This is a genomic window from Cylindrospermopsis raciborskii Cr2010, assembly GCF_003367075.2.
GTDB classification, from domain to species: domain Bacteria; phylum Cyanobacteriota; class Cyanobacteriia; order Cyanobacteriales; family Nostocaceae; genus Raphidiopsis; species Raphidiopsis raciborskii.
On the sequence record NZ_CP065936.1, the window covers coordinates 1,945,925 to 1,972,096 of the forward strand.

The 26,172-nt window shown below is 40.8% G+C and carries 20 protein-coding genes; 3 read left to right on the forward strand and 17 right to left on the reverse strand.

Annotated features, from left to right (window positions below; genetic code table 11):
- Positions 1 to 135: 135 nt before the first annotated feature.
- Complete coding sequence (locus tag C6N34_RS08905; RefSeq protein ID WP_181884030.1) at positions 136 to 1,848, forward strand: serine/threonine-protein kinase; 1,713 nt, start codon at positions 136 to 138, stop codon at positions 1,846 to 1,848.
- On the opposite strand, the gene C6N34_RS08910 is transcribed toward C6N34_RS08905, so the two are convergent.
- From C6N34_RS08910 to C6N34_RS08930, 5 genes are all read right to left on the reverse strand, one after another.
- On the reverse strand, positions 1,845 to 3,071 hold the full coding sequence (locus C6N34_RS08910) for a M20 family metallopeptidase (RefSeq protein WP_115538558.1): 1,227 nt from the start codon (positions 3,069 to 3,071) through the stop codon (positions 1,845 to 1,847). The genes C6N34_RS08905 and C6N34_RS08910 overlap by 4 nt on opposite strands.
- Before the next feature lie 89 nt (positions 3,072 to 3,160).
- The gene (locus tag C6N34_RS08915) at positions 3,161 to 3,448 is read right to left on the reverse strand and encodes a hypothetical protein (protein ID WP_236106943.1); all 288 of its coding nucleotides are present in this window, start codon (positions 3,446 to 3,448) and stop codon (positions 3,161 to 3,163) included.
- A gap of 288 nt (positions 3,449 to 3,736) precedes the next feature.
- Positions 3,737 to 4,699: a quinolinate synthase NadA gene (gene nadA, locus C6N34_RS08920; RefSeq protein WP_115538556.1), complete on the reverse strand. Its 963-nt coding sequence runs from the start codon at positions 4,697 to 4,699 to the stop codon at positions 3,737 to 3,739.
- Between the two features lie 113 nt (positions 4,700 to 4,812).
- Positions 4,813 to 5,100 carry a 4a-hydroxytetrahydrobiopterin dehydratase gene (locus C6N34_RS08925; RefSeq protein WP_071241891.1) on the reverse strand — a complete coding sequence of 96 codons (288 nt, stop codon included), beginning with the start codon at positions 5,098 to 5,100 and terminating at the stop codon, positions 4,813 to 4,815.
- A gap of 77 nt (positions 5,101 to 5,177) precedes the next feature.
- Entirely contained in the window at positions 5,178 to 6,191 is a 1,014-nt protein-coding gene (locus C6N34_RS08930) for a hypothetical protein (RefSeq protein ID WP_006278846.1), read from the reverse strand.
- A 130-nt stretch (positions 6,192 to 6,321) separates the two neighbouring features.
- Between C6N34_RS08930 and moaA the strand changes: the two genes are divergently transcribed.
- Positions 6,322 to 7,308: a GTP 3',8-cyclase MoaA gene (moaA, locus tag C6N34_RS08935; protein WP_115538555.1), complete on the forward strand. Its 987-nt coding sequence runs from the start codon at positions 6,322 to 6,324 to the stop codon at positions 7,306 to 7,308.
- Between the two features lie 55 nt (positions 7,309 to 7,363).
- Here the strand turns inward: moaA and rpsD are convergent, their stop codons facing one another.
- From rpsD to C6N34_RS08995, 12 genes are all read right to left on the reverse strand, one after another.
- On the reverse strand, positions 7,364 to 7,972 hold the full coding sequence (rpsD, locus tag C6N34_RS08940; protein WP_006278848.1) for a 30S ribosomal protein S4: 609 nt from the start codon (positions 7,970 to 7,972) through the stop codon (positions 7,364 to 7,366).
- A 190-nt stretch (positions 7,973 to 8,162) separates the two neighbouring features.
- Positions 8,163 to 9,062, reverse strand: coding sequence for a heterocyst differentiation master regulator HetR (gene hetR, locus C6N34_RS08945; RefSeq protein WP_006278849.1), 900 nt, complete (start codon positions 9,060 to 9,062; stop codon positions 8,163 to 8,165).
- A gap of 255 nt (positions 9,063 to 9,317) precedes the next feature.
- The gene (locus tag C6N34_RS08950; protein ID WP_115538554.1) at positions 9,318 to 11,258 is read right to left on the reverse strand and encodes a DMT family transporter; all 1,941 of its coding nucleotides are present in this window, start codon (positions 11,256 to 11,258) and stop codon (positions 9,318 to 9,320) included.
- A 261-nt stretch (positions 11,259 to 11,519) separates the two neighbouring features.
- Positions 11,520 to 12,767, reverse strand: coding sequence for an inorganic phosphate transporter (locus C6N34_RS08955; protein WP_115538570.1), 1,248 nt, complete (start codon positions 12,765 to 12,767; stop codon positions 11,520 to 11,522).
- Between the two features lie 10 nt (positions 12,768 to 12,777).
- A complete protein-coding gene (locus C6N34_RS08960; RefSeq protein WP_115538553.1) occupies positions 12,778 to 13,824 on the reverse strand; it encodes a zinc-dependent dehydrogenase in 1,047 nt (348 codons plus the stop codon).
- Positions 13,825 to 13,898: 74 nt separating this feature from the next.
- Complete coding sequence (locus tag C6N34_RS08965) at positions 13,899 to 15,491, reverse strand: 2-isopropylmalate synthase (protein WP_006278854.1); 1,593 nt, start codon at positions 15,489 to 15,491, stop codon at positions 13,899 to 13,901.
- 276 nt (positions 15,492 to 15,767) lie between these two features.
- Entirely contained in the window at positions 15,768 to 16,289 is a 522-nt protein-coding gene (locus C6N34_RS08970; protein WP_006278855.1) for a LabA-like NYN domain-containing protein, read from the reverse strand.
- Positions 16,290 to 16,447: 158 nt separating this feature from the next.
- Entirely contained in the window at positions 16,448 to 19,336 is a 2,889-nt protein-coding gene (locus C6N34_RS08975; protein ID WP_115538552.1) for a glycerol-3-phosphate acyltransferase, read from the reverse strand.
- Positions 19,337 to 20,094: 758 nt separating this feature from the next.
- Entirely contained in the window at positions 20,095 to 21,846 is a 1,752-nt protein-coding gene (gene cobJ, locus C6N34_RS08980) for a precorrin-3B C(17)-methyltransferase (RefSeq protein WP_115538550.1), read from the reverse strand.
- A 69-nt stretch (positions 21,847 to 21,915) separates the two neighbouring features.
- Positions 21,916 to 22,620 (reverse strand): precorrin-2 C(20)-methyltransferase, encoded by a 705-nt coding sequence (locus C6N34_RS08985; protein ID WP_115538549.1) that lies wholly within the window; start codon positions 22,618 to 22,620, stop codon positions 21,916 to 21,918.
- Positions 22,617 to 23,246, reverse strand: a complete 630-nt coding sequence (locus C6N34_RS08990) for a precorrin-8X methylmutase (protein ID WP_115538548.1) — start codon at positions 23,244 to 23,246, stop codon at positions 22,617 to 22,619. The genes C6N34_RS08985 and C6N34_RS08990 overlap by 4 nt, the downstream gene beginning before the upstream one ends.
- A gap of 31 nt (positions 23,247 to 23,277) precedes the next feature.
- The gene (locus tag C6N34_RS08995) at positions 23,278 to 24,864 is read right to left on the reverse strand and encodes a hypothetical protein (protein ID WP_181884029.1); all 1,587 of its coding nucleotides are present in this window, start codon (positions 24,862 to 24,864) and stop codon (positions 23,278 to 23,280) included.
- A 487-nt stretch (positions 24,865 to 25,351) separates the two neighbouring features.
- Between C6N34_RS08995 and C6N34_RS09000 the strand changes: the two genes are divergently transcribed.
- Complete coding sequence (locus C6N34_RS09000) at positions 25,352 to 26,098, forward strand: hypothetical protein (protein WP_115538547.1); 747 nt, start codon at positions 25,352 to 25,354, stop codon at positions 26,096 to 26,098.
- Positions 26,099 to 26,172 lie beyond the last annotated feature (74 nt).

Sequence of the window (26,172 nt, forward strand, 5' to 3'; positions counted from 1 at the left end):
GGAACTTTTATGAGTTCCTTTTGTAACTATATCCCCAGCAAGCATTTTTGGGCTTGATATTCCTGTGATCTAGTTTATGCTTTATTTAACCCTCTAAATATTTTGCTTTTAATTTTAATTTCAACTACTATGATTATGCCATCACCCATTAACCTTGGAACTATTCTCCAAAATCGCTACCATATTATTCGTCTTTTGGGACAGGGGGGATTTGGTAGAACCTATCTAGCAGAAGACCAAGGACGTTTTAACGAACTTTGCGCTATCAAGGAATTGGTTATTTTAGAACCAGATTCATACGAGGGTAAAAAAGCTCAAGAATTGTTTGATCGGGAAGCATCCATACTATATCAAATTGATCACCCCCAAATTCCTAAGTTTCGAGAAAAATTTGCCCAAGACCAACGGTTGTTCCTAGTACAGGATTTCGTGGGAGGGAAAACCTACCATACTATCTTAAATGAACGTCGTACTCAAGGTCAAAGTTTTACTCAAGCAGAAGTGCTATATTTATTACAATCCTTATTACCGATTTTAGAGTATATTCACAAAGCTAAGATCATTCACCGGGATATTTCCCCCGATAATTTAATCTTGCGCAGCACAGACCAAAAACCTGTGTTAATTGATTTTGGTGTTGTTAAAGAAGTAGCAACTAGATTGTCAAATTCTTCAACTCATCAGGCTACTACAGTAGGTAAACTAGGATATTCCCCCATAGAACAAGTCCAAACCGGAAAGGCTTATCCTAATAGTGATTTGTATGCACTGGCTGTTACAGCTATAGTTCTCCTCACCGGAAAAGAACCAGCAGATCTATTTGATGAAACTACTTTTGTTTGGAAATGGCAGCACTGGGTACAAGTTAGTCCCAAGTTCGCTCAGGTGTTAAATCGCATGTTAAGTCGTATGCCAGGCGATCGCTATCAAACTGCTAAGGAAGTTCTTCTTGATTTAACTAATTTAGAAGTCTCAAGTCCGTTAAACCCTGGGGATCCTAATCTATCCTATTTACCTACTCTTGCTATTAGTCATCCATCTCCCACCCCAACTAACTCACCTGAACCAGTAATATCACCTCATACTAATAGTTCTATTTTAGACAATACTTTGGCCATGGTCGCCATTGGTGGTTTTGTAGTTATTTTGGCGGGATTTAGTTCTTGGTCCCTAGTTAATTACCTTCGTGGTCAAAGGTTATCTCCCCCCACCACACCCCAGAATTTTGATTCTCCTGTAATTCCCAGATCTACCCCCAATTCCACATTTACACCCACACCTAGCAAAACGGAACCACGGAATTTAGCATGGGATTCATCTAATAATGCTAATGAAGAAGGAATAATCAAATTTGGGGAAGTAATTGAATACAGTTTTAGAGGTAGTCCAGGACAAAAGCTCACCATAGCAGTTAATGAGGAAAGTGGCGTTTTATTAACTATTCTTACTGCTGACGGTCAACCCCTCAGCACCGATGCTCAACAAGTGACCAGCTATGAAAGAGTCTTGACAAGTAGGGGTAGGTTAACCATCCAACTTACTTTGTCTACAACAGTTTCTGAAAGTAACTATAGTCTATCTGTCGCTTTAGAAAATCCCATTAAACGAGCTCCTATTCCCCCTAGAAATACCATTCCTCCCAGAACTACCATTCCCACCCCCCTGGAAACTATTATTCCTACCCCTACCCCTATTCCTACGGAAACTCCCGTTCCTACCCTAACCCCCGCTCCCTTAGAAGATCCTATTCCCACCCCCACAACCACACCTATTCCTACACCCATTCCCACACCTATTCCCACAGAAGAACCAACAATTGTGCCAACTATTAGTGAGGATGGGGTTTAATTCTGCGGTATTAAGAAGTTCTCCACGCATCTCACAAAGATTTCTACCCCCATTGCTAAAGCTATTTCATCAAAGTCAAAGCGGGGATGGTGATGGGGGTAGTTTAACTGTTTTTCAGGATTAGCAGAACCTAAAAAGAAATAACAACCTGGAACTTCTTGCAAGAAAAATGACATATCCTCACTACCCATAATTTGACATTCAGGGATAATATTCCCAGGTGTTTCTACCACTTGTTCTGCTACTTTTCTCACCAATTGTGCCATCCCCCCATCATTGATTACAGGGGGATAAAGATGTGTATATTCTAACTCGTAATTAGCTCCATGACTTTCACAAATCCCCCGGATAATTTCCGTGATTCTCTGCTTGAAAAATTCTGCCAATTGACCATTAAAATACCTCACTGACCCGCTCATTCTCGCAGTATCAGCAATTACGTTCATCCTTGTACCAGCATGAAGTTCACCAATGGTCACCACTGCTGAATCCAGGGGGTTGACATTCCGAGCTACAATAGTTTGTAAAGCACTCACAATCTGAGCTACAACCACAACCGAATCAATGGTCTGATGAGGTAAAGCTCCATGTCCACCCCTACCTAAAATTGTACAGTTAAAAAAGTCCACCGCCGCCATAAAAGGACCTGGACGCACTCCCACAGTGCCCACCAACAGATCATTCCATAAGTGGAGACCAATAATAGCATCCACATCGGGATTTTTTAATACTCCCGCATCAATCATTGGTTTAGCTCCACCAGGTCCTTCTTCTGCTGGTTGAAAGATGATTTTTACCTGACCACTAAAGTCTTGACGGTGTTTTTGTAGGTAATATGCTGTTCCCAATGCGATCGCAGTATGTCCATCATGTCCACAGGCGTGCATTATTCCATCCCGTTGGGAACAGTAGGATACCTTATTTTCTTCTTGAACTGGCAATGCGTCCATATCAGCACGAATGGCTAAAACCTTACCAGTGGCGGATTTTGCTCCTGTGATTGTAGCCACAATACCAGTTTGGGCAATACCGGTTTGATGCTCTATTCCCCAGGATTGTAACTGATGAGAAATAAACTGAGCGGTTAGTTTTTCTTGAAACCCTAATTCTGGTTTTTGATGTATTTTACGTCTCCATTCTATCAGTTGTGGTAACAGTGCACGGATTTGTAAGCGTACCTTAGGTAGATTTTGAGTACCAGAATTAGGGAGAGTAGAAATCATGGTTATAGTCAAAATTATGAGTACGGGAAAATATTAGCACAAATTTTAGTATAGGTCAATGATACCTGGGGAATCTCTACCATTTCCAATTATAAATTACGAGTATATTTATGTTTTACCCCCGTGGGAAAATATTCCCTATCACCTGTAGCTTTTAATTCTACTTGTGGTCTTTGATATTCCCTAGGAACATAATTTGCAAACTCACTATTTAAACGTAACAATTGAGCAAGAATAGAAGTCAAGAACCGGGGCCAAAATGTGGGTTTTCCCGTTGAGCCAGAGGAGGCCGCTATCATATCACAACCTCCTAACATGCCATCCTCACATAGTTCTGGCAAACTGTAAACAGAAATATAATTTTCTTTACAAATCACCGGTAATTTTTGGAAGTCCGCCAAAGTTTGAATTGTTTCCCCGTTGATCTTATGTGTCGCTAAAAACGATTGATAAGCTGGTACGGTGCTGGCTACGGTCTTAAATAGGTTAGTTGCTATTTCTTGATGTGTAGTCTTTTCATGCTGTCTCAGTGTTTATTCTAGGGGAGTAGAAACGAATTTTTCTAGTTGTTCAATAGCTTTTTTCGTTTTTAGGTTCATAATCATCTAGGAGAGTAAATATTGAACGGTTTAATGCGATCGCGGATTTCCATGATTGAAATTTCCTTAATTACTCATTTCCAACATCCTTTGTATGGGTTTTAATGCTTGAACACGAATCTTCTCTGACATGGTAATTTCTGGAGTCCGGTTGTTCATGGCTAAATATAGCTTCTCTAAGGTGTTTAATCTCATAAATGGGCACTCATTGCAATTACAGTTATTCTCAGCAGGAGCAGGGATAAAGTGTTTGCCCGGTGCTAATTTTTGCATCTGATGGATAATTCCTGGCTCCGTAGCAACTATAAACTCCACAGCAGGGCTTTTTTGACAATAATTGAGGAGCGCAGCAGTAGAGCCAATATAATCAGCATGACGCAAAACACTGCTCTCACATTCTGGATGGGCGATCGCCTGGGCGTGAGGATGTGCAATTTTTAACTCAACTATTTTCTTTTCAGAGAAGGTTTCATGTACAATACAGCTACCCTGCCATAAAAGCATATCCCTTCCTGTTTGTTGGCTTACGTATTTTCCCAGATTGCGATCAGGAGCAAAAATTATCCCTTGGTCTTTAGGTATTTGCTGAACAATTTTGACCGCGTTGGAACTGGTACAGATAATATCGCTCATAGCTTTTATTTCAGCGGAGCAGTTAATATAGGAGATAACTATATGATCTGGATGAGCGGCTTTAAATGCTGCAAACTTTTCCGGAGGACAACTGTCAGCGAGGGAACAACCAGCGTTTAAGTCTGGTAACAACACTAATTTATCAGGATTAAGGATTTTTGCCGTTTCCGCCATAAAATGAACACCAGCAAATACAATCACATCCGCGCTGGTTTTTGCTGCTGCTTTTGCTAGTTGCAGAGAATCTCCAATAAAATCTGCTATATCCTGTATATCTGGTTCTTGATAATAGTGAGCTAGTATTACTGCATTTAATTCGGTTTTTAAATTATTAATGGCAGTAAATAAGTCCAGGGGTGGTTTGCTCTGGGTTCGAGTTAGTGTGGTTGTAAACACAATTAGGAACTACTTTTGATTACAAATTATTAACTTAGTTAATTATAGTAGTTTTTACCAAAAATGGTGAATGGTCAGGGAAATTTTCAGTTAAAATATGAAGGATTAACCTACTAAAAACTCTCTTCCATTTTTCGTGCCAGTTCCACATCTAAATTACTAATAACATCACCTAGATCATGGGTAGCGAGATTAACCACTACTCTGTTATAAACATTAAACCATTCTGGATGATGTCCTAGAGTATCAGCATAAACACCCACCTTGACCATCCAACCCAAAGCAGTAGCAAAGTCTTTAAACTTATATTCTTTGGATAACTTACCCCCTTGAACTTGCCATCCGGGTAAACTTTTGAGAGCTTGGGCTATTTCGATTTCGTTAAGTTTTTGTGCTGTCATGGTGTGAATTTACTATAAATTTACTACAAATCAAGGCCTATACCTAAAACTATAGCGGTTAGTTCCCATTTTTTCCTCTAATCTGTTTCCTGAATTTGTAGTCTAATGGTATGCTCAGTAGCGCCATTAAGTTTGATTTCCATCATTTCACCACCTAGGGGTTCAATACAACCAAGTAGAGAACGTAAATTAGGTGTACTTGCCCCCGTATCAACATATAATCTATCAGCCAAATTACTAATCCGTTTCCAGACCAAATACAACTTAGCTATATTTTGCTCCATCTGAGACGCTTGATTCACCAGGTCAGCAGCAACACTTAAACACCCAACTCTTTGCGCTTCTTCCAAAGCAATTTCGATATCCACATTCTCCTCTGCTAACGCTTGAACTTGAGCTGCTGATTTGAGATATCTAGCTAACTGTCTAGCCTCTGTTGTTGCCTGCTTTAAAGTGTCCACATCAGGACTCACCTCTATTTCTCTTTGTAAGACCTTCTGATGTGATTCTGGTAGTTTCTCCATTTCCTTAACTAGGGGAGCTATATACCTAGCAGGAAGGCTATTATCCGCAGCTTTCTCCCTCACTGGTGTAGGTAATAATTCCGAGGACATGGCAGTCCATTCATCAGTCAATTGACGAACTTCTCGACGAGTAATGCGATCGCCCTTTTGAGCTGCTTCACTGACCATTTGCTGTACTTCTGGGGTTGCTTTAGCAGTTTCCACAAAAGCCCGTTTACTAAAATTATTGACTTTACCCGGGTCGAGCTTGCCATCTTGTATTAAAGTATCAGCACTATTAGCCAGTTGAATCCAGTGATATGCTTGACTTTTGCTAATTTCCCTTTCTTTTAACCATTGGAGAAACCCAGTTCCCCTGCTGTCTCCACCTTTTTTTTCCCGGTCACGGATGGCACGTAAAATCCGACCCCGCCAGATTTCTGTCTGGAGGTCAAAACGGTCACATACCTGCCAAACTACCTCTAACCTCTCTAAAAAGTCAGTTTCGTCAATTTCTTCATCTTCTGGATCTGGTATTTCAAAGTCTAAATCTACAGGTTGTTGCAGTACAGCTGCAAGGTTATTCATAGGGTCAGTATCTTGCACGATCAATAAATATGGATAAAAATTTACGTATATCTGGAGATTATAGCTGACTATGTTGTCAAAATTCTCGAGACTGGGAAAATAAAAAGTATCAAAATTCGACTAAACAAAAATGAACCAGATTAACTATTTACGTATTAGTTTAATAGACCGCTGTAATTTTCGTTGTGTCTACTGTATGCCAGATGATACGGAACTAAACTACATTCTCAAAAAACAACTGTTAACCAATGATGAACTATTAACCCTAATTAAAGATGTATTTATTCCTGTGGGATTCAACCGGTTTCGTTTAACCGGCGGTGAACCCTTACTCCGTCCCGGGGTAGTGGACTTGGTAAATAAAATTGCCCATTTCCCCCAAACCCAAGATTTATCCATGACCACCAATGGTTTTTTATTAGCGCCCCTAGCACAGGATCTCTATAATGCAGGACTAACCAGAATTAACATTAGTCTAGACTCCCTTAACCCCCATACCTTTAATTTAATTATTGGCCATCATAGTTCTCACGGTTGGGAACAAGTTTGGTGTGGGATTCAATCCGCTGACAAGGTCGGATTTAACCCCTTAAAGTTAAATGTAGTGGTCATTCCAGGTGTCAACGACCATGAAATTCTCAACCTAGCTGCTCTAACCCTAGACAAAAACTGGCATGTTAGATTCATTGAGTTTATGCCCATTGGTAACAACACTCTATTTAGCGATCGCGGTTGGGTATCCTCCGCACAATTACGAGATCAGATTCGTCAGCGTTGGGGTTTGACAGAATCACAGGTTTGTGGTAATGGACCTGCAGATGTATTTCAAATTCCCGGAGCCAAGGGAACCCTAGGTTTTATCAGTCAGATGTCTGAATGTTTTTGCGATCGCTGTAACCGGGTGCGTCTTTCCGCTGATGGTTGGTTGCGTCCTTGTTTATTGAATGAATCTGGACAAATAGACCTAAAAACAGCCCTGCGATCAAGTCAGACCATGGAGCAATTACAGCAACAAGTAAGGGAGTTATTAAACCTGAAATCAGAAATTAACTTTAAAGAGAGGAACCCAGGTACACTTGGCACTTACAGTCGTACCATGTCCCAAATCGGTGGATAAAGCAAGCACCAAAACTACTTATCTGAAGTAGTTTTGGATAGCCTCAAAAGCCAAATTATGCCTGACGTGAATAGTATTCCACAACCAGCAGTTCATTCACCTGCAGTGCCACCCATTCCCGCTCAATCACACCATTGACCTTGCCAGCCAACTTGTTCTTATCGAATTCCAGATGATTAGGAAGATTAGCCAATCCAGGATACTGCAAATTATTTTCTACTAATTTTCTGGATGCTTCCTTATCTTTAACCCCAATTTCCTCTCCTGGACGACATTGATAACTGGCAATGTTGACCACCCTTCCATTTATCGTCACATGACCGTGACTGACTAATTGTCTTGCTGCTGAGATAGTGGGGGCCATTCCCAATCGAAAAACTGTGTTATCCAAGCGCATCTCCAATAACTGAAGTAACACTTGTCCAGTAGATCCAGTGACTCGTCTGGCTTTGCGAACATAGCGTAACATTTGCTTTTCCGTCAAACCGTAATTCAATCGGAGTTTTTGCTTTTCTTCCAGACGGATAGCATACTCAGATCTTTTCTTACGGTTTTGACCGTGTTGCCCGGGTGCGTAAGCACGTCTGGCACTTTTGCGAGTTAATCCTGGTAATTCCCCCAGACGGCGCACAATTCTGAGGCGCGGACCTCTATATCGAGACATGAGTTTCCTTATCTAATCCTGTTTAAACTTTACCTAAACAATCCATTATCACATAAATTCTAGCAATTAGCCAAGAACTAGAGAAAATTGAGTCACATGATGACTTATTTTTCTGAATATTATAGCCTACAAAACCAAATATCTCCGACCTTCTGGGTCGGAGACTTTCACAACCATAGCTATTGAGAATCTAATCATCCTGTTGACCAAAAGCCATTTGTAAAACTACGGGTTTACCACCCTCCTGATGGTATCTATCTGCCCACACCCGGATAATTTCGTCCAACTCGTCCATGGCAGCTTGAATTTTTTCTGGGGCTATGTCTAACTCTTCTACAGCACGCATAGCATGACTTTTTCTTTCTGCCCAGTCCTTCATCATGCGGAAATAGCGCGCAGTATCTTCAATCATCGTATAAGTACGCTCCTGGTCATCTGCTGGAGCATAAAAGTGACGAGTCAGAACATAAAATGGCATTCCCCAGGGAGAGTCAATCCGGGTAACCGTACCCGAGTAGATTAGTCGGCGCTTGATGTGTTCTGCCAGTGCTTCGCTCAAAGGCATTTGATGCTGCTGTGGCAACTCTTCTTGAGAGCGTTTGTGGAGGAATTCAATTAGCTCTAAAAATTCAAAGGAAGTTACCAACTGAGCATCAGGCAGATTTGCGGGTAATTTGCGCTCAATCTGTTTTTTCTCTTCAGTTGTGAGACTTGAACCGGGAATGCGGGATTTTCCGGGTTGCCAGGAGTATTTTTCCATCCACACATGGGGTAATTGAATCAAATAACGAGGTTCTTGAGAACCTAGCATTTTCAGCAACTTACCTTCTGTCAGGGCCTCCCTGATCTCTTCCACAATGATTTTGACTCGTTTAGGCTCCAAATGGTGCAGGTGACCAGTCATGCGCAGGTTTTGCCCCTGCTCTAAATAGGTCATGTAAATTGCACACTTTGCCGCCGTTGCTGCTGCATCCAAAAACGCTCCATGCCTATGTCCACTCGTGCGCATGGCACTGAAAGCCAGATAAAGCATGATCTGATCCATTGCACTTGGACCAAGACGTTTGATCAGATCTATGTCGTTATTCATATTCACAGACAAATGAGTGACACGTTTACAAAACAGTTGGTAATTGAATTCAAGTTAGCTATTGTACAACAAAATTAAATTTTTGTCTTCAACCAGATGAAAGATCTGCCAAACTTCCATGATCTTAACAAAATTTTGGACAAAATTTTATAAACAACTTTGTTGTTTCTAGTTTTTGGGTTCTACTTTTGGGAATAGGGGCCTTAAAATAACTTTGAAACCTCGTTCAGCCAATAGTTTCACGTGTTTACAAGATTAAATCTTAGGGCTCGGTCGATTGTGCATTTTCTCCCAGCTAATAACCGCTGCTCCACCCGTGACCAATATAACTCCTATCATCTGGGGTAAATCCAAATTTTCTCGAATCATTAGTCCGGCCAAGACCACAGTAAAAATGGGAATAAAAGCTCTAAATAGAGTATAAAAATGTGATCCCAGCTTGTTAGTGCCTAAACTTTTTAACAACCAGGCACCAAGGGTGAGAACAGCCAACATAAAAGCGCTGAGGACTAATTCCAAGAAGCCAGATGATTTCAGTACGATATTCCAGTCAGCTGGTAATGGTACTAATAGGCAAAGAAAGCTTAGTAGTAACATAGTAGCAAAGTTAAGAAAAGCAAAAGAGACAGGATGTATTGCAGATGCAGACAACCTAGAAATAATTACGTAGCTGCCAAAGGCTATTCCGGAAAGAATTGCAAAAATACTTGCCAGGGTATTGGTAGTGGTGGGACTGCTAAGGATGAATAATTGACCGCCTAGGATACCAAAAATAGCACCAATCTTGACCGGACTAGGACGTTCACTCAAGAGGAACCAAGCCAATATTCCGGTCACTAGGGGATAGACAAAAAATAAACTCATGGCTACCCCTACGGTTAGCTGACTAATAGCAACGTAAATAAACAACTCAGACAAGAATAGACATCCACCACTTAAAAATGATAAGATTAGTAATTGTTTTCCTGTACTATGTTTGCTATTGTTTCTGTTAGGTTTCCCAAACAGATTTTTAATTTCTTGCCAAATTGGTGGATGGAAAGTAGGAGCCAAAAGCAACATTAAGGGTAGAACTACCAGAAATCTCAGCATTAATAAAAGGAAAATATTACCCAAAGTTGGTAATAGTAGACCCCCTCTCTGGAACTCTCCTAAAAGTTGAGAACCATCCCAGAAAAATGCCCGGATGATTACATTATAAAGAGAAGAGACAATTGTGTATAAACCTAACCACAGAAACCCTATTTGTAATGATGAGATATGTCTATTATTTTTGGGCAATTTTCGCTCAAAAGTAGGTTCTTGATATGGTGTATTTATGGGAGTATGTGGCGTACTTATAATTGTATCTACAGAGAAATGGGTAGTTGTTTTGTTTGCTAAAGCATCAGGAATTAAATCGGTTACTTCCTCGACTGTAACTTCTTCAACTTGTTTGGGGGGTGATTCTATATTGCTGTCAAGTATTAACTCTGGGATTGAAGAGTAGGAGCTTTGGGGATCTGACACATCTTTCGATAATTCTTGAGGTGGTCCCAGCTGTAGTACGGTTGGCGATCCTCCCGTCACAAAGACCTGAGAATTTATTTGTTTAGCTTTGTCTAACTCAGTTTGTAACCGACTAACATAAGCTGTTAAAATTTGTTCTCCTTGTCGTTGTTGATCATAGATTTTTAAAAACTGTTGGGAAAGATGACCTTGATAATTCTTTAATTCCTCCTGTAGGGAACTAAAAGCGACTGTCAAATTATTATCTAAATTGTTAACTATCTCCGTAATATTCTCACTTATCTGACCAGCTATTTTGGCATTAACTTCTGCCCATTTCATGGCTACTTGGTCAGAAGATTCTGTCTCTACTAACTGTGCTTGACTAACCAAAATCTTTAGGGAAGACTGCAATTGAGAAGATATGTGCTTGGACAAAACTTCCGCTAGTTGGCGAATTAAAACTTGTTGTTCGGTAATTTGTCGTGTTTGTTGTAATTTTTCCTTTTCTTCCGTTAATCTTTCAATATCCTTAGCTAAACGACTTTTCTCACCTTCTAACCGCTTCACATCATCCTGTAAAGCTCGTAGAACATTCTGTTGGAGATTTTCTAAATCCTCCACCATGTCCCAAAGGGCGTTTTCTGCTGACCTAGATAGGTCATTTCTACTGCGTTGGTTTTCTGGTCGCTTTTCAAGTCGCCCCATTAGTTTCTCACCTCTAACACCTTGAAGAGTTATTAGTTTTTTGTCATTATCACTTATCACCTATTATTTGTCAGTTATGGAACATTAAGTAGGTGGGTGGAATTAAACATGAACGTAGGTTGGGTTGAGGAACGAAACCCAACACCCCCATGGGTTACCCTACCACTAACCCATCCCACAAATAATTGTGCCTCCCTACTTACTCTTGAGTAGTGGGGGTTCTATATACTCAAAATATATTCCAAGATTTCTCGTGAGATTTCAGACAATCCGGATAATAATGAAGATTAGAGCACTGATAAAGGCACTAATGGGAACTGTAATTAGCCAAGCTGCGGTGATTCCTCGAATGGTGGAAAAGTTAATTAAACGAGGGCTTTGGACTAATCCAACTCCTATTATACTACCTATGATCCCATGGGATGTGGATACGGGTAAACCTAGGCGAGATGCTAACAAAACAGTGGTAGCAGTGGCTAATTCAGCGCAAAATCCTGCACTTGGTTGCAGAGGGATAATATGTTGACCAATGGTGGTGATCACTTTTCTACCCCAAATCCCTAATCCGCTGACTATTCCTACACCTCCTAAAATTATTACCCACCCAGGAACGGTGATTCCATGAATGGGAACTTTCTGGGTTTGGTCAATGTAGGAAATTACTGCCAAAGGAGCAATTGCATTGCCAATGTCGTTAGCACCATGGGCAAAAGCAACAAAGCAAGCACTTAAAAGTTGAAAATTGGCAAATAATCCTTCTATCAAGTTGTGGATGGGGGATGCTGAAATTTGCCCGGTGGTGTTTTCCACCTGTTTCCAACTATATATTGTCAGAACAATAATGCCAAGTACAATAGTAAAAATGGCAATACTGTGTGGAGGGATCTGTAAGCCCACTTGTTGATCGAAAAACCTGGTTATTGGTTCCGCTAAGGGAACCAACACTATGGCTCCAAATACACTCAGAACAATCACACTTAGCCAGGGAATCCATTCCTGTAATCTTTGCTGGGAGTTGGTTGGGGATAATATGTAATTCTGGATGATACTGTAAAAAATACCAGCTATACTGGCACTCACTATAGGTGTCAATACCCAAATCAGGGTTATGGTTCTTATGGCTTGCCAGTCTATATTGTCTACACCCGTTGCTACCCAGGTAAAGCCGGCAATAGCACCAACTACCGCATGGGATGATGATACAGGTAAAGATAGGGCTGTGGCTAGTTGGAGCCATAATCCTGATGATATAAGCACTGCCATCATCCCTAACAACAGGGTTCTGGGTGTGGTGATAAACAATTCCGGATGGGCAATTTTCGTCCCCAGGGTTTCTGTCACACCTCTCCCAAATAATACAGCACCCGCAAATTCTAAAACCCCCGCTATGATCATGGCCTGTTTGAGTGTAACTGCTTTTGACCCTACGGATGTTCCCATGGCATTAGCTATATCATTAGCACCCAGGTTAAATGCAAGATAGAATGATAACAAGCTGGCAATAATCAATTGGTTCATTTCATGGGTAAATTAAGATCTTATAGGTTTCTGCTGTGGGTGCGATCGCCTGCTCTACTGCTTGATGTAAGTTTTCTAAAGGATAGCGATCGCTAATTAATGCCTGAACATTAATGCGGCGACGAAAAACTATATCTGCTGCGAGGCTTTGTAACCTATAGGATGAACTATAACTTCCTATTAAGTCTATTTCTCGACGATAGAGAATATTGGGGTTAATGGGTATTTCCACCTCGTCAGGGAATTCGGCAAAAAAGAGTATTTTCCCACCCTTGCGGGTACTGTTCAAGGCTTGAAAAAAAGCCTTGTCACTGGGAACTGCCAACAATGCCACATCGGCACCTATTCCTCCCGTCAAGTCTTGGACTTTTTTAGCCAAGTCTGGATCACGAGCATCAAATGCTGCTTCTGCTCCTATCTCCATAGCTTTTTCAATTCTGGATGGTAAGAGATCCGTGGCGATCGCCCTAGCACCAAAATATTGCACCAACATAATAAACATTAACCCAATGGGACCTGCTCCAGTAATTAACACTGTTTGTCCTGGTGCTATTTGAGCTTTTTTTACAGCTTTTAGACAGCAATTAGTAGGTTCTACAAAACTGGCTTCTTCAAAACTAATATGGTCGGGAATGGGGATTAAACCCCCGTTTTCCACAATATGACCTGGCACCTTCACATATTCGGCAAAACCCCCTCCACTGGGGTTAAAACCTGCTGTGGTAGAAATATTTTTATAGACATCGCATACAGAAAAATTTTCATTCAGGCAATAGGCGCAGCGCATACAGGGTATATGATGCATCACTGCTACCCGGTCTCCCACTTGCCAACCGTTGACCTGAGAACCCACTGCAGCAATAGTGCCAGCGGTTTCGTGTCCAAAAATCCGTGGGGGTTCATACAGAGGATAACGGATCTTTTTAATATCCGATTGACATAAACCCACCACTCTTACTTGCACTAATACTTCCTCTGGTGCTAAATGAGGAACTGGAACTTCCTCATAGGATAACTGATTTACGCCTCTAAATACTTGTGCTTTCATTGCTATTTTTAGTTAGTTTAGTTAGGTTTCAGTCGGGAATTAGTGAGCAATCACCACTCCCCAACCATTCTCGTTTAAGCCGTAACCTCTTGAGTTGTTTTTTGATTTATAGCTGCATATAGCCTATTTAAAGCATTCACATAAGCCTGAGCAGAAGCTACAATTATATCTGTATTAGCTGCATGACCGGAAAACACGCGGGACTCGTAACGCAGACGAATGGTTACCTCTCCCAAAGCATCAATTCCAGCTGTCACGGATTGTACAGAAAATTCTATCAGATCATTAGGCACATTCACCACTCGATTGATAGCCCTATAAACCGCGTCTACTGGCCCTGTACCTATGGCCGCATCAGTCAGTTCTTGACCATCTGGAGTGCGAAGAGTTACGGTAGCAGTGGGTCTAGCATTGCTACCACAGGAAACCTGCACCAACTCAATTTTAAACAAATCGGGAACTTGTTTAATTTCATCATTAACAATAGCTTCCAAATCCCAATCTGAGATTTCCTTCTTTTTGTCTGCTACATCCTTAAAACGAATAAATGCCCTATTGAGATCATTTTCCGACAATTCAAAGCCCAACTCTTTTAATCGGGATCTAAAAGCATTCCTGCCCGAATGTTTACCCAATACTATTTGGTTGTCAGTTAATCCAATCGATTGGGCATCCATAATCTCATAAGTGAGTTTATTCTTGAGTACCCCATCTTGGTGAATACCAGATTCATGAGCAAAAGCATTAGCACCCACTATGGCTTTGTTGGGTTGTACCAACATTCCCGTTAAATTGGAAACCAATCGAGAAGTCTTATAAATTTGTCTGGTGTCAATATTGGTTAAAGGTGCTTCCGAATCAGCTGGTCTACCAAAGAACGGATTAAAGTATTGTCGTCTGACATGAAGACCCATGACCAATTCTTCTAGAGCAGCATTACCAGCTCTTTCGCCAATACCATTAATAGTACATTCCAGCTGTCTAGCACCATTCTTTACTGCTTCTAAGAAGTTAGCAACCGCCAGACCCAGGTCATTATGTCCGTGTACAGAAATGATAGCTTGGTTTATATTGGGAACATTTTCCTTAATCCCCCTAATCAAATTGCCAAACTCTCCGGGGGTGGTATAACCCACCGTATCAGGAATATTAACCGTGGTTGCACCAGCAGCTATCACCTCAGTTAAAACCTCATACAAAAATTCTGGATCCGATCTACCAGCATCCTCGGGGGAGAACTCCACATCATTAGTGAAGCTCTTGGCGTATGCTACCATGTCTCGAGCTATAGATACAACTTCTGGGCGAGTCTTCTTCAGCTTGTACTGTAGGTGGATATCAGAAGTAGCGAGAAAAGTATGGATTCGACCCTTAGCTGCTGGTTTAATAGCCGCAGCTGCTGTTTTAATATCATCCTGTTTAGCTCTAGCCAAACTACAAATAATCGGACCCTCTGGCAAACCTACAGTCTCAGCAATTTTGCTCACTGCGGCAAAATCACCCGGACTGGCAAAAGCAAAACCAGCTTCAATCACATCTACCCCTAAACGTGACAACTGTTTGGCTATAACCAGCTTTTCTTCAATGTTTAAGGTAGCTCCTGGACACTGCTCTCCATCTCGCAGTGTGGTATCAAAGATGATAATTCTATCTGCTTGATTGTTCATTGGTTTTGAGTTGGTTTTAAGTTAACTAATTGGTAAGGGTTAAAATACCTTGAACTTTATTAAAAGGAATGTAAGAGTCAGTTTAAAGAATGTAGAATTAATAGTTTAAAACTAGCTGATGTATAATTAAATTTCAAATAACCAGCAAATTTATCAATTGGCGGTTAGGGACTTGGCCTGGTTGGACCGATCCATTGACTCCCACTCATAGTTACTGACTCCTTATTCATATCTAACTGTTGCTTTTTGACACTGCCTAGATTAGGTGTAATTCTACTAAGCTTCGGTTTTTTCTATTTGATCTCTAATATCGTTCAGGTCTATATATCTATCAGTAGCATTACGTAACTCTCGGGCAATCATGCCCTCTGTCGACACAACGGTAATATGGGTATTTTTAGAGCGTAACAGCTCAATTGCCCTTTCAAAGTCACCATCTCCACTAAATAAAACTACTCGGTCATACTGATCGACGGTATTGAACATATCCACAACAATTTCAATATCCAAATTTGCTTTTTGTGAATAACGGCCAGAAACATCATCATAGTATTCCTTGAGGATTTTCGTGCGTACCGTATATCCCAGACTAATAAGTGCATCCCGGAAACCACGTTGGTCTTGAGGATCTTTTAAACCAGTGTACCAAAAAGCATTGATTAATGTTGTTTCAGGTTGTTCGTTCTTAAAATATTCTAACACTCGTCGCGGGTCAAAAAACCAGCCATTTTTTTGTTGAGCATAGAACATATTATTTCCGTCTACGAAAATAGACAGACGACTCATGGGCAAAACCATAGAAATTTACACCTAAATAATAAATAAGAATGTAAGTTTAAACAATAGATTATAGCAATTCTTAATTAGAGGGAAATCAGCACCGGGGATCACGGAACAGTTTGACCTGGGACAAAACAGCAACCCAGTCAGGAGAAACAACATAAAAGGGGAGTTAGTTAATTAGATTCCAACTCAGGAAGTCTCCCCATTTCTACTGTTCCCCGGGATCCATCAATGCGTACTTTTTGACCATCTCGTAATAAATCAGTAGCTCCATGTATATCCATGACCGCAGGAATGCCATATTCCCTGGCCACAATTGCACCATGGGAAAGTTTGCCACCAGTTTCAGCAATCACCCCACCAGCACGAACTAAAATGGTGGCCCACCCAGAATCTGTGTAGGGTACCACTAGAATTGTCTGTTTATTAATTTCCCCTGCTTCCTGAAAATTGCGCACTATCTTCACTTTTCCTATGGCTTGTCCCCGACTGGCTGGAATTCCTACTAAAACTCGGTCAGAAACATTCACTGGTTTAGTTTTAGTCATTGGATAGGGTGGATTGTTGCCATAAACCACCGCCGGAATTTGGCTGATTTCACCATCTTGCCCAAACTGCGATCGCCTGCTGGCTAACAATTTTACTAATTGTTCTGTCAATTGCGGATCTACATCAACAACTAAACGTCTAATCTCACCTAGGTTTAAATAGAAAATGTCTCCCGGTGCTGTTAATAGATGAGATGCTAACCAGGTCTTTTCTAAAGCCAAGAATGTCCAGCGTAATTCGGCCAGAAGTCGAGAATAAACTTCCGTAACTATTCCTTTTAAGTTGACACGATTTTGAACATTGCCCTCCTGGCGTTTTGTGGATCCCTGGTTACTGATAACTTCATGGGTTTCTAGGATCTGTATGAACATCTGCCTAAACAAGTCCGGTTGTTCCTTCCACCTAGGCACAGCAATATCAGTTGCTACTTGACTTAAATAACCATACTCTTCTAAAACCTCCTGGAATTCTTCTACAATCCCTTGACCTGAAGTGGTTTGTGCCAATTGGTCAAAAACTCTTTGAGGTTCTAAATCAGGCAATAGATCTTTTGCTGCTATGGCTAGACGTTGTAAAGAGTGCAATGATGATATTTCAGGAGCATTACTGTGATCAATTTCTTCATCTTTGACACGGAATAATTTCTGGCGGATAGCAGCACTTAAAGGGGATAAAATACTATAGTAGGTAACCTTTTCCAATAAATCCAGAATTTGGTCCACCCTGTTCAAGAGTTGAGATGGTGATAATTCCCCCAAAGACTCATTAGCCAATTGTGTCATTCCGGGAAGAAAGAGTCGGGAGTAATCCAATTTGAACTGCTTTTCTAAAGCAATTTCCCGTTGCAATAGTTTGAGTAATCCCGGTAAGTTCTTGAAAGTCGAAGCTAGGGGGGGACGACTTATTTTCCCACCCCTGGTTAAAAACTCTAAACTTTCTGGCGGTAACCCCATGGCCAGGAACACCTCACCCAACAAGGAAGCATTAAAGTAGGCTCTGGAGTAGTGAAGCGTAGCCATTTTAGTAAAGTCTAGACCAGAAGCACTCTCTCCTAAAACTATAGTAAATAGTTTTCCCCATACTCCACAGGTTAAAGGTAAATTAATCGACCAAGTTAGGGGACGAATCACACCGGGAATCACCTCAGCCGCTATTTTTCTTGTCCAGATGGGCACTAGAGTAGTAATTGGTCGAGCTTGCAAGACCCACAGGGTTTGCCCATCGTAACTCCACTCTATATCCTGGGGAATGCCATAATAATTGTCTTCTACCCTTCTGGCCAGATAGGCTACTTGTTTGATTAATGACTGAGGAATTTTTCCCTCTCCCTCAAATTGCACCGTAGATAATTTATCTTCCCCCAACACAAACAGACGATATTGTTCGGGTGTTACCTTCCCAGAAACTACTTGCTCTGGAGTTCCTACCACAGCCTCAATTACTACTGCATCCCCCTGTTGAGAAATGGGATCACGACTAAATGCTACCCCCGAATAAACACTTTGTATCTGAGGTTGGATTAGTACAGCCATGCCCACATCCTTTACCCCTAAGTCCTGTCTATACTTTACCGCATTCTCACTATTGTAGGATCTCTTAACCTCTGCGATCGCCAGACTTAAACCTTGCTTGCTAGTAACATTTAACACTGTTGTATATTGTCCAGCTGCGGATGCCTGTTGGGAGTCCTCACCAATAGCAGAAGAGCGAACTACCAGGGGTGACAATGGAGATGGTTGGAGGAAATTAATCAACTGGCCAGGATCGTCAAAAGGAGCTAAAACCCAACCTTTAGGTACGGAGTAACCCCGGCGCTTAACCTGTGATAATGTAGCGGATTTAGCACCAAATACCTCCGGATCTAACACATCATCTAAGGTAATAATATTTGGTTTACTACCACTTAAATATTCCATTATTGGTTTAACTGGCAGCTGTGCTCCCTGGGGTGGTAATTCCAGGTCATCAGGGATTTGTTGATAAATCCACCCCATTAAACCAGCCAAAGTAAAGGCGGCAATAATTTTACTGAGGTCTTGACCATGGAGGAAGGCCACCAGCACAGGAAATAAAATCAGCACCCCAAATTGGATTACCTGTCTAGAACGGAGAAGGAGAAAGCCAATAGCTGCTGACAAAGTGACACATCCTGCTATTAATGGGTCATGGAGCAAAAATCCCCAGGCCACATTGGTAGTTCCTGCACCCCTGGTGAAAGTGTATCTACCTATGACTAAGGCAATGAGAGCAATTAATTCCCAGAAGGACCCTTGGGGGAAGAAGATGCGAGTAATTAACACAGCAGCAATTCCCTTCAAAGCTTCCGAGAGCACTGCTAAAACACCTACTACTCTTCCTCCGTGATAAAATGCTGCTGCCACACTAAGATTACCAGTACCCACCTGTTCTAATCGCCTACCCTGGATGATTTGGGTTATCCAAGCAATTATTGGCATTGCGCCCAAGAGTGGACAAGTAATTAAAATAACTAATAAACCCCAAAGCTGAGACATTATATAAATATTTATTGTTGTGTGTAATGTATTCTTACTTGAAAACTAGGTTAGGTTTTGGCAAGGTAAGTTCTTGTAGACTAATGTAATAATTATAGTAGTATGACAACTGAAATTATCCACTCCAAAATCTCAAATATGATTATTTAATAGGATCAATGGGAATTTTCCATAAAACCGATGTTTTTCTCATAGGACTTATCATAGCACTTAGATTACAATCTTACCTGATAAGTCCAGCAACACATTTGGGAGTACCTGTAGCTCCCACCATCCGTGCCTAAAAAGTATGGGAAAGCTACAGGCTTAATCGAAATCTTAATAGACTTAGCCTAATGCGTATGCTGATCTCAAAGCCCAGATAATGAGTATTGCTATAGAACCTAATACCAATACAGTAGATACCATTACTAGCTTGGGAGAGTCCGCACCCTCAAACTTCATAATTCCGCGATTCAAGTCGGACATACTTTTATGGCCCTCCTTTATTAGAGTTAGAGTCTGTCCGAATCGATTGTAATCCTTCCTTTGACTAATTGGGGTTAACTTTAGGTTATTTTTATTAAAGTGGTCAATAAAATGTCCGCGAATGCGGACATACATCAGGGCTTGTTGTTACTTTTGTTGGCTACAATCATGGATGGAACATGATGCTTTTATGTTTGACGATTATGAGGAAAAAATCAAGGGTTTGGCAGCATTTAATTAGACATAATTACAGTAATTATGAGAATTGTGTAACCTAAGAAATACTTAAACTATACTGAGTAGCGCCTTGATGTGTAAACCCAGATTTTCTCCAGGGGAGACTCTATTTTTTTAGTATGGGAAGAGCCAACAATAATTAAAGTTCGCATATCCGCATCCGTAGGTTCTAAGTCTTGTAAACTTATGACTTTTAAAATTTCTCCTGGTCTACCAATATTACGTCCTAATATTACAGGAGTATGGGGTTTCCTATATTTTAATAATATATCCCTAGCTGCTGTCAATTGCCAAGTTCTGGTTTGGGAAATTGGATTATAAAATGCGATGACAAAATCCCCCTGAGCAGCATTAGTAATTCGCCTAGCTATGATTTCCCAAGGCTTTAAAATATCCGAGAGAGAAATTACACAAAAATCATGACCTAGGGGGGCGCCAACCGCAGCAGCAGTGGCCTGCATAGCAGAAATACCTGGAGCAACTTGAATATCAATTGTTTGCCATTCTGGTTGGTCATATTGGCTCAGCACATCAAAAACTGCTGTAGCCATGGCATAAATACCTGGATCTCCTGAAGAAACCACTGCCACATATCGTCCTTGAGCTGCTAAATCTAGGGCTTTTTTGGCGCGGGATTCTTCTTCTCGGTTGTCTGATTCATGTATGTTTTTACCATCAGCTAAGGAACCAATGAGATTGATATAAGTTTTATAGCCTACTAAATCAGTAGCATTGTGGAGAATTTCCTGCACTTGGGGGGACATCCATTGTATTCCCCCAGGACCTGTACCGATGATGGCCAGTTTTCCTCTTGGTTGTCCAATAGTTTCTGGGGAAATAATTTCGTGAGCAATGCTGAGGGTAATTGGAGAAAATGGTGAATGAAAGTATGTATGATAGGCATTATTTATGATCATACTAGCACCAACCACCGCCTCATGAAAACTGCATCCTTTATCAGTTAGTTCCCGGATCTGATTTGTGTTCAGAAATCTCACCGGTAAGGAAAAAGTTTCACTAATATCCTGCAAAATAGAGTTATTAGCTAAAGTAAGAGGAGCAATTATCACTGCTAATGCGTGAGGGGAAATTTCTGATTTTGCCAATAATTCATGAATGTGGTTGAGTGTTTGTGAATGAAGCGCTGATAAAACAACTGCCACTGTTTGGGGATGATAAACTAAACAATTAGATGGGGGAATTAGGTTTTTTTCCGTAACTTGAATAGTTAATTCTCCCCTGTCATCAATGGGCAAATTACTCCCACTCAACCAAGGAGCTATACCCTGTAATTTAACTTTTGCTCCTGCTAATAAATCAGCTATAAATTTTTTTCCGTTGTCTGGATTAACTAAATAATAACCCCTGGGTGGAGATAATAAAGCGGTGCGAAATCTTAAATCTCCCGTAGTTGTAATGGCAGGTTTTATATTTAAACCGGCTCCTATTTGCCGTGCTAACTCATTTACTCCAGTTAGTCCACCCAAGAGAGGAACAACAGCACTACCATCTTCTGCTACAGCTAATAGAGGTGGTTCTTGATTTTTATTAGTAATTAATGGTGCGAGTGTTCTAATTAAAATACCAGCAGCACATATACCAATTATGGGGGTTCCCGTCACAAATAATTGTCCCAGGGTATGTCCAAAATCAGTAAAGCTCACATCCACATCACAGGTACGATTGGCTAAACCATATATTTTGGCACCCGGTATAACACCAACAATTTGTTTTGCCACTATGAGACTATTCTGACTGAGAATTATAACCACCGGTTTTGTTTTGTTTTTTTCCAATCCATTCATAATATTATTGTCACGATTTAATTTGCTGTAGTTATACTAAATTAGATTTAATCATGTTAAATCTGTAACCTACAGTCTTTGTTTAGTAGGTATGACAATCATGGAAAAATAAGGTACTTCTTCAGGGTCTACCTCATCCAGTGGCACAATTCTCTGTTGTGTAGTAGTTGCGCGTTCAATATACTTTGCTCGGGAACTTAGTCCTAATTGATGCAGCACATCCCGGATTTTGACAAAATGACGACCGATCTTCATAATAGCAACAGCATCAGCGGAAAGAAGTTGACTAATTAACATTTCTCTAGGCAGCGTACCCGGTAAAACCTTCAAAATATCATTATAATAAGTAAAAGGTACACCCAAAGAAATCGGACAAGCCATTAAAGAAGAAATCCCGGGCACCACCTCCGTCTGATACTTATCTGAAAGTCGAGTAAATATATACATAAAAGATCCATAAAAAAACGGATCTCCTTCGCATAATACCACCACATCCCGACCAGCTGCCAAATGTGACCCAATAGGTTCAACCTCGCGATCATAGATATCTTTAGCCTTTTCCGGTTCCAGAGCGCGGGGAAGATGATATAAAACCTCTATTTGATTCCCAGGTAAGTAGGGAGAGACAATTTTTCTAGCAATACTTTCTCGATCTATAGCTGACTGATAGGCAATAACAGAAGCAGAACGTATTAAACGCAATGCTTTTAATGTTAACAGTTCCGGATCTCCAGGACCAACACCTACTCCATACAAACGACCTTTTAAATTCATGTTTCTTCCTCGCATGCTAGCGCATTAATAGCAGAAGCGGCGATCGCACTTCCACCCCGTCTACCATGTAAAGTTAAAAATGGCACACCACGACTGTTCTCCGCCAGGGCGGCCTTAGATTCAGCAGCGCCCACAAAACCCACAGGAAAGCCTAGAATCAGAGCTGGACGTGGCACTCCTTCATCCAACATTTCTAGCAATCTAAATAATGCCGTAGGAGCATTACCAATAGCCACAACCGCACCATCAAGATGAAATCGCCATAGTTCCAGAGCTGCTGCTGAACGGGTATTGCCTAACCGTTTAGCTATTGTGGGCACTTCTGGATCATTCAAAGAACAAATAATAGCATTCGTAGTAGGTAATCTTTTTTTAGTGATTCCCTGTGCAACCATCTGACAATCACATAAAATGGGTGCACCCGCAGCCAAAGCGTTTTTGCCTAAATTTACAGCATCTAGTGAGTATGCTAAGTCTTTTACTATATCCGTCATGCCACAGGCATGAATTAAACGCACAGCTATCTTTGCTACATCCTCCGGGAGACTATCTAATTGTGCTTCCGAGCGGATAATGTCAAAAGATTTTTTGTATATTTCTCCAGCATCTCGTATATAATTATACATAAACTACACATAAAATAGAAAAATTGCAAGACTAAAAACACTCAACTGAGAGTTGAGTGAAAAACTCCTTGAGTTGAGATATATCATAACGATTGGCAAACTCGGTAAAGGACTCTTGAGGACTCAGACGATTAAGTATATATACTTTGAATATATTTTCCATGAGTTGAGGTAATTGGGCAAAGGGGAAATTTTCATAAATTGGGCGGTGAATATTATTACCAATATACACTTGATATGCTGGGACAGATTGATTTTCTTGCTCAATGTTGACCCCAAGCAATGTAATATCACTTTCAGTGTGTTGGGCGCAAGACTTAGGACAGCCAGTGAAATGAATATTAATATGGGAATCTAGATTTATATAGGTTTGTAAATATTCGCTTAATATCAAAGCATGGGTTTTTGTGTCCGTAGCAGAAGAGGAGCAACCACTGCTTCCGGAACAGGAGACCAACCCACTTTTTATGTTTGTAGGTGAGTAGTCAAGTTGCAAATCATGAATTTCCGAAGTTACCCAAGAAAGGTGTTGTTGAGGAATATTAGTGAGCAGTAAATTTTGCCAAGGGGTTAGTCTCAGTTCACCGGAGCCATATTGGGTTGCCATATTAGCCAATCGGCGAACTTGCCAAGTTTGTAATCGCCCCAGAGGTAAAACCAGACCAATATAAAACATTCCTGATTGTTTTTGGGGATGAATACCCAAATGGAAAACCTGGTCATGTTTTTGAGGGTTAAATTTGTGGTTAGGCAAAAGATTTGGAGAAGGAGCATGGGAGACTTGAAATTCCAGATCCCTTATCTTTTCTAAATCAAGTAACCTATTTTTATGTAAAAGTACCAACATTTTATGTAAGAAACATTGCCATCCCACATTATTAATTACCTCTCGTAATCGGGGTTTGCGTTTAGCAAAGCATTCTTTAGAGAGCAAAGTGTATTCCAGATAGACTTGTGCCACAGATCCCAACACGGGTATACATTGTTCAGGAGTCAACCAAAGAGAGAAATTTGGGGAAAAATTTTCCTTTCCAGTGGCACAAAAATAAAAAATGGGATATATTGGTTTATGTCCCCATTTCCCCGTAGGAAAGAACTTAGGTTCTTTCCTACCCCCCTCAACAAGTAAAGAGATAGCATCCAGAGCAGTAAGAGATATGTCATTGGGAAAACTGGCGATAGATACTTTACCACCACCATCAAAACCCACACTAAACTTAGCTGAAAGCTCCCCTAGTTGGGGTTGATTATTAATATATTGCTCCCAATCTTGAATGAGCGGGCGAACATCTATTAACTCTCCTGGGTCTATACCAGCAGTAGGGCTAGTCATGATATTGCGGAGATGGTCTATAGCGGGATTAACAGCAGCCATACCAGAAGTTTGTAGGGTGTGCAGGTCATCCGTACTTATTTCCCGCTGAATTTCTCGGATTTGTAAGTTAGCGCGATTAGTAATATCAACATAACCACCCCCATAATCGTCAGCCATATTAGCGATCAGATGAAATTGTTGGCTATTTAAAATGCCACCAGGGGTGCGGATGCGACAGAGAATGCCATCTTGGGCAAAAGTGTTATAAAATAGACCGGGACAAGCTGTAAATGGACTTAACAAAACAAATCTCCGTGCGACGCGGGGACAGGATAGGTGGAGGTTCTTAGAAGTGGCATTCTGACTTGTGCAATTTTTAGATTTTAGACCTTGAGACCAAATAGGTAAGGGGCTTAAAATCGTTGATTGCTGAACAGCTGCGGCACAGTCCCGGAATTTCACCGGAGTTTCCCACATCTAAGAACTTGTGCGAATTAGCAATTCAAAACTTCAGGAATTAGTTTTATTGCGATACTTTTTTGCTAACTAAGTAGGGAGGCACAATTATTTGTTAGGATGAGTTAGCGGTAGGGTAACCCATACTGATTAACTAGCTGATTGCCATTGTAACACAATTATTTTATTTTTTCAAGACTTTCTACGATTTTGCGGAAATGCTATATCTCCCCTTACGAATAGCCACAGCTAGGAAAAAAATATGCCTCGCCAAATACCCTGAGTTATAGTATAATCATACCCAAATGTACATACCTTAACAACAATTACATCCGTGGGAGTAGTATATATAGGCGATCGCGCAACGGGTAAGACACACTTAGCCCTAGAATTAACCAATCCGAGACATGAACATGTGAAAGTTACCAGTCCAGACTATGACCAACTTAAGTTATTATTACTAGATGAAAACTCCATGTCTAAACCTACGGACACACTAAAGCCCTATCAAAGGTATTTAGAAATGAATGTTCAACTGCCATCTGGCAATAAAAGGGTTGAATTAGACTGGATTGACACCGGAGGGGAAGTATGGCGGGGAAATTGGCAAAGGGATAATTCTGACAAATGGAAAGACTACTTAGAACCCATTCGTCAGAGTGAGGGGATATTACTCATTCTTCCACCCCATAGGGGAATGACCTTTCAACCTGGTGTAGACACCCAAGAATTTCCCACAGAGCAACAATGGTGTAATCGTTTTGAAACCTGGGTGACATTTTTCTGCGACCAGTGTCCCCAAATTAGACATTTAGCCATTTGTCTCAACAAAGCCGACTTATTTTGTGATCTATCCCAAGAGGGAAAGAAACTGGCCTATAGACCTTATAATAGTCCCTGTAATTGGCAACAAAGACATGAACACGTACTAAAAAAATATTTTCGTCCCGTGTATTCCCAAATCCGGAGATTAGGTGAAGGTATGAGCAGTCCATCCGTAAAATGTTTTATCACATCAATTTACCATCGAAGCTTATTAGAACTACCTTGGATTTACTTAGGCAGTTTTTTAGGTAAATAAGATAACTTTGTTGACACTAGGCAAAAAACATTTTAAAAAAGGTTACCCAACTAAAAAAGAACTAAAAAGGGGAA

Excerpts from the sequence above, each read along its gene's own strand:
- C6N34_RS08970 (WP_006278855.1), bottom strand. The coding sequence starts at position 16,289 with ATGGTTTTGCCCATGAGTCGTCTGTCTATTTTCGTAGACGGAAATAAT.
- cobJ (WP_115538550.1), bottom strand. The coding sequence starts at position 21,846 with ATGAATGGATTGGAAAAAAACAAAACAAAACCGGTGGTTATAATTCTC.
- rpsD (WP_006278848.1), bottom strand. The coding sequence starts at position 7,972 with ATGTCTCGATATAGAGGTCCGCGCCTCAGAATTGTGCGCCGTCTGGGG.
- moaA (WP_115538555.1), top strand. The coding sequence starts at position 6,322 with ATGAACCAGATTAACTATTTACGTATTAGTTTAATAGACCGCTGTAAT.
- C6N34_RS08975 (WP_115538552.1), bottom strand. The coding sequence starts at position 19,336 with ATGTCTCAGCTTTGGGGTTTATTAGTTATTTTAATTACTTGTCCACTC.
- C6N34_RS08985 (WP_115538549.1), bottom strand. The coding sequence starts at position 22,620 with ATGAATTTAAAAGGTCGTTTGTATGGAGTAGGTGTTGGTCCTGGAGAT.
- C6N34_RS08930 (WP_006278846.1), bottom strand. The coding sequence starts at position 6,191 with ATGAATAACCTTGCAGCTGTACTGCAACAACCTGTAGATTTAGACTTT.
- C6N34_RS08925 (WP_071241891.1), bottom strand. The coding sequence starts at position 5,100 with ATGACAGCACAAAAACTTAACGAAATCGAAATAGCCCAAGCTCTCAAA.
- hetR (WP_006278849.1), bottom strand. The coding sequence starts at position 9,062 with ATGAATAACGACATAGATCTGATCAAACGTCTTGGTCCAAGTGCAATG.
- C6N34_RS08960 (WP_115538553.1), bottom strand. The coding sequence starts at position 13,824 with ATGAAAGCACAAGTATTTAGAGGCGTAAATCAGTTATCCTATGAGGAA.
- C6N34_RS08965 (WP_006278854.1), bottom strand. The coding sequence starts at position 15,491 with ATGAACAATCAAGCAGATAGAATTATCATCTTTGATACCACACTGCGA.
- C6N34_RS08990 (WP_115538548.1), bottom strand. The coding sequence starts at position 23,246 with ATGTATAATTATATACGAGATGCTGGAGAAATATACAAAAAATCTTTT.
- C6N34_RS08950 (WP_115538554.1), bottom strand. The coding sequence starts at position 11,258 with ATGGGGCGACTTGAAAAGCGACCAGAAAACCAACGCAGTAGAAATGAC.
- C6N34_RS08910 (WP_115538558.1), bottom strand. The coding sequence starts at position 3,071 with ATGATTTCTACTCTCCCTAATTCTGGTACTCAAAATCTACCTAAGGTA.
- C6N34_RS08905 (WP_181884030.1), top strand. The coding sequence starts at position 136 with ATGCCATCACCCATTAACCTTGGAACTATTCTCCAAAATCGCTACCAT.